At 37.6% G+C, this 13,103-nt stretch carries 10 protein-coding genes; all 10 read right to left on the bottom strand.

Features of this window, described 5'->3' with window-relative positions:
- Window positions 1-331: 331 nt before the first annotated feature.
- Complete coding sequence (locus tag H7U01_RS02145; RefSeq protein WP_037599279.1) at window positions 332-916, bottom strand: recombinase family protein; 585 nt, start codon at window positions 914-916, stop codon at window positions 332-334.
- A gap of 88 nt (window positions 917-1,004) precedes the next feature.
- Window positions 1,005-1,802 (bottom strand): hypothetical protein, encoded by a 798-nt coding sequence (locus H7U01_RS02140; protein WP_201041057.1) that lies wholly within the window; start codon window positions 1,800-1,802, stop codon window positions 1,005-1,007.
- Window positions 1,803-1,851: 49 nt separating this feature from the next.
- Window positions 1,852-3,492, bottom strand: coding sequence for a helical hairpin domain-containing protein (locus tag H7U01_RS02135; RefSeq protein ID WP_201041056.1), 1,641 nt, complete (start codon window positions 3,490-3,492; stop codon window positions 1,852-1,854).
- Entirely contained in the window at window positions 3,455-3,829 is a 375-nt protein-coding gene (locus H7U01_RS02130) for a plasmid mobilization protein (RefSeq protein ID WP_080610900.1), read from the bottom strand. The genes H7U01_RS02135 and H7U01_RS02130 overlap by 38 nt, the downstream gene beginning before the upstream one ends.
- A 446-nt stretch (window positions 3,830-4,275) precedes the next feature.
- Window positions 4,276-4,578, bottom strand: a complete 303-nt coding sequence (locus tag H7U01_RS02125) for a hypothetical protein (RefSeq protein WP_175062075.1) — start codon at window positions 4,576-4,578, stop codon at window positions 4,276-4,278.
- A 78-nt stretch (window positions 4,579-4,656) separates the two neighbouring features.
- On the bottom strand, window positions 4,657-7,890 hold the full coding sequence (locus tag H7U01_RS02120; RefSeq protein ID WP_201041055.1) for a PBECR4 domain-containing protein: 3,234 nt from the start codon (window positions 7,888-7,890) through the stop codon (window positions 4,657-4,659).
- Window positions 7,891-7,905: 15 nt separating this feature from the next.
- The gene (locus H7U01_RS02115) at window positions 7,906-9,651 is read right to left on the bottom strand and encodes a DNA topoisomerase (protein ID WP_201041054.1); all 1,746 of its coding nucleotides are present in this window, start codon (window positions 9,649-9,651) and stop codon (window positions 7,906-7,908) included.
- A 12-nt stretch (window positions 9,652-9,663) separates the two neighbouring features.
- Window positions 9,664-10,845 carry a JAB domain-containing protein gene (locus H7U01_RS02110; protein WP_201041053.1) on the bottom strand — a complete coding sequence of 394 codons (1,182 nt, stop codon included), beginning with the start codon at window positions 10,843-10,845 and terminating at the stop codon, window positions 9,664-9,666.
- A gap of 73 nt (window positions 10,846-10,918) precedes the next feature.
- Window positions 10,919-11,074 carry a hypothetical protein gene (locus tag H7U01_RS02105; RefSeq protein WP_156921844.1) on the bottom strand — a complete coding sequence of 52 codons (156 nt, stop codon included), beginning with the start codon at window positions 11,072-11,074 and terminating at the stop codon, window positions 10,919-10,921.
- Between the two features lie 33 nt (window positions 11,075-11,107).
- Complete coding sequence (locus H7U01_RS02100) at window positions 11,108-13,102, bottom strand: VirD4-like conjugal transfer protein, CD1115 family (RefSeq protein WP_201041052.1); 1,995 nt, start codon at window positions 13,100-13,102, stop codon at window positions 11,108-11,110.
- Window position 13,103 lies beyond the last annotated feature (1 nt).

The following is a 13,103-nucleotide window of genomic DNA, read 5'->3' as shown; positions in this document are numbered from 1 at the left end:
ATTTATAATTATAATTATAAATATATTTATGTTTGTAATTATTGTTTTGATAAACTCTTACGCTTTCCGTATCTTTGTACTGTTTATGTTCCAAGCTCCCCCTCTTTCGTTTTCAGCTTACCACGCAAGCGTGGTTATTACTGACGAAAGGAGGTGATAGCATGGAACAAGTAATTCTGATCCTTGTCCTCATGTACTTACTGAAGCATGAAGATAGTAAATAACGGAAAGCATAACCCCCAAGCTTGTGAGCTTGGGGGTTCCTAAAGGGATAGCAAGACGATTATATCTCTTCTACTGTTGAAAAATAGAAACGCAGCTCTTAGAAAAATTATCTTACTATATTGTACTTCTCTCTATACCTTCTGAAGGTTCTTTCATTGATCCCTGTCATAGAGGCAACATCTTTGTCTGAATAACCCGATAAATATAGATCAAATGCGTGCTTAAGTCGTTCATCATCTTCTGTAAATAATGCTTTTCTACCTGTGTACTTTCCTTGAGCTTTTGCTAGAGCAATTCCCTGGGCTTGACGTTCCTTAATACGTTCTCTTTCTGCCTGTGCCTGGTATTTGTATATTTCCAAGATCAGGTTGTTAAGCAGCCTTCTTAAATTGTCATCCTCAATCCCTCTAAGAGTTGGAAGGTTTAAAACTTCCAGAGTTGCCCCCTTCTCTTGAATATAGTTCATTATGAACGTTAGATCCTTGTTATTACGGCCTAGTCTTTCCAACTCAGTCACAACAACAATATCACCTTCACGAATAAAATCTAGTAAGGCTTTAAGCTGCGGACGTTCTTTGTTCGCTCCACTTGCAGCCTCTTTAAATATCTTTTCTGTATCTTTCAGTTGTTCAAGCTGTCGGTCTAAATTCTGATCGATTGTACTTACTCTAGCGTAACCAATTCTTGCCATTTTGTCCTCCTTGTTTTGCCTAACCCTATTGTCCGTCTATCAAAGCCTATCATAACAATAAAATAAAAAAGGGACAATAGGCTACAGCCTACTGTCCTTCTATTTTTTGTTGTGACCCCATATATCTAACCTTTACCTGATAATAGTCATAACCGTCTTTATAAAAGTGAGGAGTGTTTTCTTTTTTTAAAGGGTCTATCCGAAATTCTGATAATATTGTCAACTTTCGTCTATTCCTTTCAAACATATCACCATAAGACAACATCAACTCAACAAAGATAGTATTATAGTCTTCATCTTTTTTCAAAAATAAAAATTTTGGGAAAGTCACAATTATATCAACTCGATCATCTACTAAGAGTTCATCACCTAAGGAAAGCGGCAAACTTGTGCCAATATATAAATGACTTTCCTCATCCCAACTAACGTCCTCTATTTTTGCTGAGTCTAGGGAAACTGCCGTTGCCTCCCCTCTACCCTTATTTTTTATAATCATATGAAATTCTGTGTTTTCATTGTATTGATAATAGTACGGATCCTTCAAATCTCCTTGATCAAATTCATTTATTGAATAACTAGGTGGAAACAGAATAGGAACTTCTCGCCTCCCAATAAAATCCTTACATTCCGTTGGAACAGAATCAATTTTCAGGATAGGCTTATATTTGATCTCGTCATCACTCATTGATTGTCGTGTTTGATAATTCAAGGTCATAACAACACCTACTAAGGTTATTAGTGTTCCAAAAATTGATGCATAAAACGACAACAATTCTCCTAAAGATAGTCCTCCAAGAAAAGTATCTAAAAGTAAGGGGGTAATAAACGAAAACACAGTCAATAAAGCAATCAAAACAATCGTTTTTTTCAAATTTGTATTATTCATTATGTTATTATACCCCATTCAGTTTTCAATTCCTATTGAATGATATATTTTAAAGCTGTTGTTTCTTCTCTTTGTTTTGATGCTGCTGTTTCTCTTGCTCAATTGTTTTGTATTTGGTTAAGTTAGCTACTACCGTATCACGTTTTTCTTTAAGAGCAGCTCTTTCTAACTGTACTTCTTCCAAGACTTTCTTCATTTGATAAGGGTCTGTATTCTTATCAATATGGTTTTTCTCAAGTATCTCTTCAGCAACCTCTACATTAGCCAACTGGCCTTGATAAGTTGATAAAGCTCCAATAATTTTGTTAGCTTCTGAAAGACGGTCATCTAAACGGTCCAACTCAAAGTCGGTTTCTTCTAATTGTTCCAGGAGTTTATTTTCCAGGTCTTCGTATTGTTGTGAGTTAGTGACATTGTTATCTGATAAAAAGTTCAATTCATCCACCAGGCGGTCCAACTTAGAAATGTATTTGTTTTTCTTAAGCAAGAGGTCACCACTCTTTTGTGAGAGTTGCTTCATAACAGTTCCACCTGTGATATAGCGGTTTTGACTTGAGTGGTCAGGATTGAGAAAGTAAAAGAAATCTTTTTGTTTAACGTAAGCTGTGAAAGTTCCGTCTTCGTTCTGATCTAGCATCCGTGCAGGTATTTTGATTTGACCTTTTTGGTCAATACCAAAATCAACTGTTACAAAGATACCTTGTGAGGTCACTTCATCAACTTGCCACTCTTCGATATCTAACTTATACTCAAAGTCTTCCTCTTTTTGTTCTTGCTCTTCCTGGTACATTGCAGCAACATCTTCTTTGGAATAAACAACTTCATTCTTTGCTAAAGCCTTCTTAATCTCCTCTAAAGAATATTTTCCTTTTTTGGAAAGTGTACGATCACGGGTAAACTTTTGTTGCCCCTTGTCATCTAAACGATACTTAACATACTTACCTGAGAAATCAACGGTTACATTTAGTTTCTTTGCTTTTTCCTTGAAATCTTCCAGGGAAAGAGAGTGCCTCAATAAAAAGTCAAGACGTTCTTTTATTTCAACCTTATAGACGTTTTGTCTTCTCCAGGCAGAATATTTTGTATAGCTATTATTTAGTTTTGGTTCAATAACTTTAGCACCTGCAATCTCTGCATACTTATCTGAAATTGCTGCTAAAGTTTGTTTTGTATTTTTCTTCCATTGGAATTTTTTCAGGGTAACGGTATTGGTAGTGTTTAAAATAATATGGTTGTGTAAGTGTCCTTTATCCAAGTGTGTCGCAATAACAAACTGATACTGTCCACCCGTCAATTCCATAACAGTTTTGCGACCTATCTCATGAACCTCTTCTGGGGTTAAATTATCCTCAGGTGAAAAAGATTGAATAATATGGTGTGCTAAAACTTTTTTAGGGTCATGTAGATCAGATTGATAGGCGTTCAATCCAGAACGGCCATTAAAAATATCTGCACTTTCTTTCATCAAAACAAAGTCGTCAAATATATTTTCTGCATCAGACTCATCAGTAAGATTGTGACCACTGACTAGACGTTTACACAAAGTCCCGTCAATAAGATCCATAGGAAATGAATCTTGTTCTAAAGTGTTTGTCTCTGCTTTCAACGTCTTTGCATCTTGTGTGATATAGTTGATAGACCTCTTTAGGTTCTCAGTCTTTTTGATTTGGAGTACTTTCGTAATTGGCATTTTCTTTCAATAAATTCCCTTCTCTAAACTCAGTCATGATAACCTTGTTCATTTCTTTTATCTCTTGACGTAACATCTCAAAGGCTTCGGGTTCAACTGTTCCTGTTTCATGAATGTATCTAACAATTTGGTTGACGTTACGCCCAATAGCATTAACTTCTTGACGTAGTTGCATAAGTTCGGAATAGTCATAGTTATTAACTTCCCCATTAAGTGCTAACTCTAATAGAAATTGTTGGCGACTTTTTCTTGATTGATCTACACGTTTTTTTAATTCTTTAACCTCTTTAGGGTTTAGTCGTAGTTTGCATTCTATGTATCTTTCACGCTTTACCATTTGTTACATCCTTTCATGTTTGCCTATTTTTTTAGCTAGTATTTTGTGACTTAAACCTAAATAAAACCATTCTTCATTATTTGCTTATTGTAAAAATAATCCAATTTTTTCTACTTTGGTTATGCCGAATCTATGGATATAGAGTGCTGGACAAACCCCATGATATAGGGGTATACTTTCTATCTGGCAAGCATAGTATGTGGGGCCCCACATACTGAAATAAAAAAGAAATCGCTCGAACCAGGCCTCTATTTTAGGCCCTGTTTTTGCGATACTTTTTTAATCTTGGGGAAGACCCCAAACCCCTGATTTTGTCGCTTGCGCTCTCTTTAATGAGTGACACTTTTCCAAACTGTACTCTCTTTTTAAGTGTGCAGTTTTACAACTTGCACACTTTGACAATATGGACATCTTTTTAAGATGACCATTTAAAATATATTTCCCATTTAAGAACCAGGTTCAAACTCAAGGATATCTTGCTTGAGTTTGGTATATTCAGCATCAGTCATATTTTCAAGAGCTGTTATAGTTTGTGTAAGATTTTCAGCGAAATCTTCACCTCCATCTTCAAAGCCATTTTGTTTAAAATCGTCTAGGTCAGCTTGTAAGATTTTAACAAGTGCCGCTTTAGGTCTACGAACGTTCATAACATTAATTGTCTTCTTACCTTGGATAAAATCTTCCATATCAAGAAGATAATCCATGAGTGTCATTTCAACAGTTGTTTCTTGTTCTTTAGTAATCGTCATCTTTATCTTCCTCTCTTCTTTCAATTTGTGTTAGTGTTTTTGTTTTGTCCCTTCTTGTTAAGGAATTCTTGCGGGACATTACATTTGAATTCCTTGTGATTTTTTTGGGGCTTCGTCTTCTTCAGCAGTTTTTCCGCTAGTGCGCTTTTTTGCTTGTGCTAAGCTATCATAAAAGGTATTTTCTTTCATTGATACCTTATCACGGCTAACAACCTTATCTTCTGATAATTTTTGATATTTAGTCATAGCGTGATCAATACGCTCAATCAAACTAGCACTTTCTTTTTGAACAATCTCAAGCTGAGCAGTCAAACTTTCCAAACCGCCTTCAGCAACAGCCCATGAAGCTAGATAACCAAAACTTCGCTCTATACCCATATCAATACCTAGGTGTCTTGAAACGACATAGGCAACTGACTCAGCTTGTAATTCACCAGTCGAATATTTAAGGTCAGGATAATTTTCAGCAATCGTTTTGTCGTTGTGTAATTCTGAGTGTGCCATTTCATGGATAAGTGTACCGATCACTTGTGCAGGTTGTCGTTTTGCCTGATTAGAAATAACAATCTCATTTCTTTTTGTATCATAAAAGCCACCTACACCTGGTTCTGTTTGGTCAAACCGAATTGGAACACCATTGCCTTGAGAGATTTCTTTTAGACTACGATACATATTGTTATAGTCTTCTTTGCTGAGTGGAGTTGTAGCATCCCCACTCATGCTTGGAATATCTAATGTTTTTCCTTCTTGTGGTGTTACTTGAGACACATCAAATACAGGGACACTTTTAAAAATCAATCGCTTAAGTTCTTCACCTGTTTCAGGATCAATTTTAGGGTTCCCGTATTTATCTTTGATTGTTACTTTAACAGGTGCCTGAATATAAATAGCCTTTTGTCCTTTAACAGAACCACCACGCTTTTTCCATTGATTGAAAGAGGCAACCAATGTTGCTTGAGGAAGTTGTGCTTTTATTAGTTGGATATTTCTAGGAGAATAATTGTTAAAGTCGGCCATACCGTTGAGGAATTCTTTGTAATTGTCCGAATTAAAATAGGACTTAATTCCTTCTTTCAAATGCTCGTTAAGAGCCTTGATATCATTATTCTTAATCATGTTGGTTACAGTCATATCACGTTGCTGCTTAGTGTAGCTATTATCAGTAGCGTTAAGTGGATCAGTGCCTTCTGAAACCTCTTGACCGTCAAGCACTCCATCACCGTCTGTGTCAGGGGAATAAGGGTTAGTGCCTCTTGCAATTTCTACTTCATCACTTAAACCATCACCATCAGAGTCGAGTGTTGCTAATGATTGTTCTCGCTTAATTGCTTGTGATTTAGACTGTATCGGACTAAAATCATTGTTATTCATGATATCTAACATCTCTTTACCACCATCCTTGATATAATGCTTGTTAATAGAAAGCGTATCAATTTGTTCTCCTTTCTTACGATAAACCCCCAAAATAGCCCTCTCTTCAGCTATTTCATCCATTTGTAAATTTAGGGTTTTACCAGGCTTCATCAAAGAAGCAGGGAACGTTTCGCCATCATCTGTCCTAAATGCAAGTACCAAATCGCTATCTTCTGTACGGATTGCCTTTGATACATCCAACCTATGGAACTTTTCAATATCACTTACATCATTGAAATAGAAAGAACTTGAGTCAATTATAGCTTTAAGGTCAGGCATAATTTGAAGTTTTGAGAATGCAGCCCCTTTATTAGCAAGATAGATATTGTCAAAGTGTCCTTGACCTTGAACAATATTGTCTAGGGCTATGCTAGAGGTGATACCTTGCTTGATAAGATAAATACCTGTTAAGTGCATAAAATGCTCTTTTTCAAAGGTGATCTCAATAGACTTAACTTCATCCTTATCTTTGACAAAATAAGTTACTTTACTTCCTGCAAGTGTTTCATCATACCACTTGGCCACTTCTTGAAGCTGTTGTGCATAGCGGTTTAATTTACGTAATTCCTTGCTACTAATAGGGTGATAGTGTGGTTTATAAATTGACTTTGGTTCTTCAGGTATGGTAAAATTAAGTAAAGGTTGAGACTGAGTTTGAGTCGGTGACGACTCATTCAACGGTTGCGGTTTTTCCGCTTCAGGTAGAGGTGCTGCCTCCTGGTTTCCAGGTAAATCCCCGAATTCGTTCTCAGCCTTTTTTGTATGCTCCTGAGTCTTCTCAGGGGCTTTTTTATCTAGTTGGATAAGTCCTTTTTTAGCTTTTAGATAGTCGTTCCAGTCGTTTTTCTTTTGCCCCTCTGCAAGTGGGGGAATATCGACTTTAACAGGAATATTCATATCTTGAAATTTTTCTTTTATAAATTTTCGGCCTGCTTCGTCATTATCTACGGCTAGAGTAATTAAACCATCTTCTAGGCGTTGAGAAACGTTATCAAGCATATGTAGACGATCAATAAGCTGTCCTAGCTCCCTTCTGTTGTCCTTTAGGACTTGTGACGGACGATTAGGCCCTGTCGGGTCAGAAGAGGCCATATCAGCCACATAACGGCTCACAGTGGCTTTTTTAAGCCCATCCATAGCAACAAGTCTGACATCTTTCAGACTTTCCTTGTGGACCTCGTAATAGCTCATAAGGTCAATAGGAGCTTCTGCAAAGACCAAGCGTTTAGGTTGGCCAATATCAAGTGTTAAACCCATCATCCCGTCAGAGTGAGTCATGATTTTCTTCAAGTGTCCTCGTTCGTGAATGTCTGGATGATTTTCAATTCCCTGAAGTGTTGCTCCTTTAAGCGAACCATCTACATCAAGAGACTTAAAGACTATTACAGGCTCAATCAAATCTCCTGTCTTATGATTAGCTTGGGCCAAGACTCCCGCTTTTAAAAAGAGGTCTATCGTTTCATCTGATAGCCCTCTTTCATTTTTTAGATAATCACGTCCCAGGTCAAAGTTTTTTGACTCAAAACGCTTAAGATAATAGTTAAATGGTTCTCTTTCTGGTAGGGGCTCGACTTCAATGTTTTCAAACTCTCCTGTAATTAGGTAGTTGACAGCTTCTTTGAAATTTGGACGTTTACCAGTGTTTAATTCTTGAATAACTTGTACCAGGTTAATAGTGTCACCACCAGTTTCTTGAGACCACCATCTAAATGTATTTCGGTCTGGGTAGAGTTTCAAAGAGTCGTGTTCCTCCCAATGATAGACGTTTCCACGTTCTGGAATAAGTTTCATTCCAAGACCTTCAGCAACAGCCAGAATATCTTTAGCTTTGGCTTCGTCACGTTGCTTGTTTGATAGTAGGCTTGATAGTGCTTGTCCTCGTTCTGCTGCATTTGACATAGGTTAATTTCCTTTCTATCCGATTTCTTTCCCTCGTTCAATTTGTTTTGTTATGGCCAGTCTCACTTTGGCCACAAAGTCCTCTTTTTTCATTTTCCCTTCACCTATCTTGGCAAGTGCTGTTTCCCATTTACCAGTTGTTTCAGGATTGGTATAAGCTATATTGAGCTTATCCAAATAATGAATTAGCAATATTCCTCGTTCGGTTGGGAATAGTTGGCCACTCTTTTTGTCCTTTGTGATATACCCTTTATCCTGGACAGACTTAATCATGGCATCCCGTGTAGCAGGTGTTCCCAAGCTATACTTAGGTAGCCATTTTTTCAAAAGGCTGTTTTCAGTGATACGTTGAGGAGGTTTTGTTGCATCTTCTTTCAGTTGACGTTCTACAGCAATTTCCTGTCCCTCCTGGTATGGAGGTAAAACCTGTTCCTTACTTTGACTAGGAAGATAGACCTGCCAACCTTTAGATAAAGTCACAGAGCCAGTTGTTTTAAACTCCTGTCCGTTATTATCCAGGGTAATACTTGTTGACGTGTACTCATAATCTGGCGCAAACATCAATAATGTTCTGAAGGTCACCATCTGATAAATCAGACGTTCTTCTTTTTCTAGTTCTTCCATATCTGGGATAATCTCAGTAGGAATAATAGCATAGTGTTCCACCACTTTTTTATCATTGACAAAAAACTTTCTAGGGCTTCTGTTTGGCGTTTCTATGGTTTTACCAATAGCTGCTTGATAGTCGTCAATATGTTCTACTAGGTAATCAAATTCATTAGTTGTGATAAGATTTGAGTTTGTCCGTGGATAGGACATATAACCTTTTTGATAGAGACTTTGGATGATACTTTTTGTTCTATCAGCATCAAATTTATAGAGTTTAGACATTTCAGCTTGAATATCTGTAAGGTTATAGAGTTTAGGAGCTGTCTTTGACTTTTTCTCAGAAGATACCTGGGTAATCGTTGCCCTATCTGACAATAATTCTAGGGCTTCTACAGCTTCTGCCTCAGTTTCAAACTTGGCTTCATGAGAGAAAGCGACCTGGTTTGTCTGGTCAAATAATCGGAGTTGCCAAAATGGTTTTGAAACAAAATTCTCTATTTCCTCGTTATTTTTAACAATTAGCGAAACAATAGGGGTCTGTACTCGTCCGACCGTCATTCCTTTGGACTTTTCAGGAATAAGTTCATGATCTCGCATCATAAGAGTTGTAAATGGACTCAAATTAAAACCTACTAGCCAGTCGGCTTCCCCTCGTGCTTCTGCTTCATGGTAATAGTTGACTGTTTCTTCAGGTCTTCTTAAGTTTCTAAATGCCATATCTAGCCCTTTTTGAGTTAGTGAGTTGGCCCATAAACGATAACTAACCTTTTTCAAACTACCTGGTATCTTGTTGAGAATATAATAGGCAATGGCTTCTCCTTCACGGTCTGGGTCCGTTCCAATCATAATACTGTCAACGTTCTTAATAGCATTCTTGATGGCGTTGAAATTCTTCTTGGTATTTTTTTTGATGTCAAATTCAAAATGATCGGGGAACATTGGAAGACGGTCTACACTTTCCCAATTTTCAAAATTAGTCCAGGGGTTAGACCGTTCAACCAAGTGTCCAACCGCAGGACGGACAAGAACCTGGGCAGATAGTTGATCGGAATAAACATCCCAACCAGTATCAGCCTTCTTAGGGGTTCCCAAAGCATTAGCATATTTTTTTGCCTGATCGGGCTTTTCTGCTAAGAGTAGTATTGTTTTCATTTCACTCCTCCCTTAGATGCTCCGCCCTTGTTTCTTTTTAGGGCTATCTTGTAATTTAGCGCTTTGTTTCTCAAGACTATCAGCAAGTTTTAACAAATACTTGTCTACCTCCCTTTCTTTAGCCATTGCAAGAAAGCTCACTTCAGGGGAACGACCAATAGTACCTTCTTGAGCTAATGACGTAACCCCTCTGCTTGATGCAATATAGTGATCGTATAGGCGCTTTTCAAATAATTCGCCAAGACGTCCTAGAGCTCTTGTAGTCTCTATGTCAGCTTTAGAAGCCCTTAATCCGCCAGAAGGATGATTATGACTAATAATAAAGCCCTTATTTTGGTCTTTATTGACTTGATCCATGACAAAAGCAAGGTCAACGACGGTATTACTATAGGCACCCATAAACATATCCTTAACACCGTTAATGTTCAATTGGTCATCATAAGTGATAACTGTGAAAACCTCCTGTCTATTCATAGTAGCTTTCATACATAATAACGACTCAATTTTTTGTTCATCATAATAAACATTTAAGCCCTCAAGTTCTTTTGCTACATAGTAGCCAACAAAATCACTGAGTTCGGATGCTGCTGTTAGTTCTTCAGGCAAGTCATAAATGCTATCATTTCCAATAATAAATTCTTTATAATCAGCAGTATGATCGTAACCCATAAAATCAACAGGTTCATATTTCTCGGCTTCATGCGAATACATTCTTAGCGGAAGTATGCCTTCTTCACCATAAATTGATATTCTATCAAGACAGTCCCTAGCGGTATTTCCATAAACCCCTCTAATCAATCCAATATTACAATCAATATCTCTAATTACACCATCTTGATCTTGAGAAAAGATATTTGGGTGATCTACAATAGCGTAAGACTTAATATCTGCCTTAAATGCAATATTAAGAACCTCTTTCTCAGACATATCCCCAGAAATTTTTGCATAATATGTTGGGCTCCGTTGAGTCGAAAAACCAATAATATAGGCTTCATTCTCCCTTGGAATCAATTGCTCACTATTCACAAGTTTAAATAGAGCCTCATAATTAAAAACTTTTGGTGACTCATAGTTAATTTCTTGTTTCGCATAAGTCAGGAAATTCTGAAGGTCATCAACTCGTGGGTCATCGTTCGTTATCAGGTCATAAAGCTCTTGGGGGTTTGCAACGCCAAAGTAATCATATAAGCTCATTTGTTATTCCTTCCATTTTTATGTAATAGAAAAAGCCAAGTCTTAATTGACCTGGCTTTTATCTTTAGTTAGACTAATAAAATTTATTTAAAAGTTCTTCCAATTCCTGGACAAGTGGATCAGTTGGATTGTTTTGCATATAGTCAATAAGTTCATCAAAGGTACTTACCCCTAAATCTTCCATCAGGCCCTTAAAACCTCGTGGTTTTTGTTTGATATCTTCAGTCATATAATCACCTCCGTTTCTTGTATTATATCACTATCAATCTTCATCCCATGCAAAAGGCAGAACATCTTCAGTTTCTTCTAGGTCGTCTTCTACGACTTTTTCATGATGAATTGGTAAGACGGTTTCTTGAAATGCACTCTCAGAGGCAATCTCAGCATTATCTTCAGAGGTCATTGCAGCTTGGTTAGTCTCTACTTCTTCGTTGCTTGCTTGAGCTTCATTTTTAGCAATTTCAGCTTCTAGTTCAGAGGTCAAATCAACGACTGTTTCATATTCAATATTGGCCAAAAATTCTTCAATATCAGACCCATAGCGGACATAATCATACCAGTTTTTATCAGAAGGACTATCCGCAAGCCAGTCTTTCATAGGATGGAGGTTGACACTTGTCTTTTTATCTCGACAAACATTCTGCTTAGCAATAAAGACTAAGGCTTCATCAATACCGATACGTGCAACCTCGTCAGGTGTCATCAAGTCACGGCCTTGGCGCTGGTGAGACGTGCTACTTGAGCCACCACGTCCACGGCTTTCAGAATAGTTCTGAATATCAATTGTTTGTTTCCCTGCACGCATTGAGAAATACTTCATGGTGTCTTCATCATTGGTACCAAGATATACCAGAGTCGCACAATTGTTTAAGATTGTTTTCCAGTCATCCTTATACAGGGCTTTTAATTGGTTAATGGCTTGTAAGATAATCTTAATGGACATTTCACGGCTTCGAACAGAGGCCAAGACTTCATTGAAATTAGGAATACGGCCAATGTTGGCAAATTCGTCAATAATAAATTGAACGTGAAGAAGGTCCTCGTAGCTGTAGCCTTCACGTCTTCCCTGGATAATTGCATCAGCACCATGTGTTAATTCCTCGAACATAATTGCAAAGAACGTTGAGGCTAAGAAGTTGAAAGCCTTATTTGTTTCTGGAATTGCAATGAAGACGGCCGTCTTTTGAGTGTTCCATGTATCAATATCCATTGAGTCTGTCTTAATCATATCGGTCACGGCTTGGTGGTCAAAGACAGAATATTGTGCAGACATCACAGCAAGCACTGAGTTTCTTGTTTCTGCTTGAAAGTTTGCATTAAAAAGGTCCCATTGACGACAAGCATAGTTGCCAGGGAGTGCTTCTTCCAGCTCTTCAAACATTAGTTCTACAGGAGCAGGAACATCTTCCTCTTTGCGCTGCAAGTTACGCAAGAGATCCCCAATCATAGATAAGTTAGGTTCATATCCTCTAACCTGACTATCAAAATAGAGATAACCAATTAAGGCCCTGGTTAAAAGCAAGTTGGCTTGTACCCAGAAGTTTTCCCCCTGGGAATCTGATTTTTTAGTTCCTTCAATGATAGCTTCAGTTACTCGGTCTATATCTAGTTCTGAGTGCATATACTTGAAAGGGTTAAACGTATTTGAATTTGATAAAGTTACCAGGTCAAACACTTTAACTTGATAACCATGTTCTTCCAACATTGTACCCACTTCATGCACTAGCAACCCTTTAGGGTCAGTAACGACATAAGAACCGTTCATCTGCATCAGGTTAGGTTTAACATAAGTAAAGGTTTTACCATCACCAGGAAGACCACAAGCAAGAACATTCTTGTTTAGTTGCCACTCAAAGGGTAGGCGCTTGTTGTAAAGCCCCATCTTCACATTCTGAGTGAAAAGCATGTTATTTTCAGGCTCTTTGTCCTGAAACCCCTGAAGTTCTCTTGGAGTCGCAAAGCGGGCCGACCCTGCTTCTTCTCCTGATCTTAGATTTTTTGTGGTACTCATTTTACTATAAAGAACAAGAGCAATAAAGAAACCTATAGCCATTGCAGCAAACCCTAAAGGCTTGGAACTAAAGAGAAAATAAGGAGAGTTGAAATAGTTTGTTACTGTATACTCATAAGGCATAAATAAGTGTTCTGCCGTTACAGGTGGAGACATAGAAAAAAGTGTGTAGCCACGGTTTAAAGCTAGAGCAAAGATAAGCCCTAATACTGCAAATGGCCAGAATTTAGGTTTTTTATTTTGCATA

The sequence above is a fragment of the Streptococcus sp. 21.1 genome (assembly GCF_016648635.1).
Lineage (GTDB): Bacteria > Bacillota > Bacilli > Lactobacillales > Streptococcaceae > Streptococcus.
The sequence above is the reverse complement of the archived record's forward strand: the minus strand, read 5'-3'. Positions and strand labels throughout refer to the sequence as shown.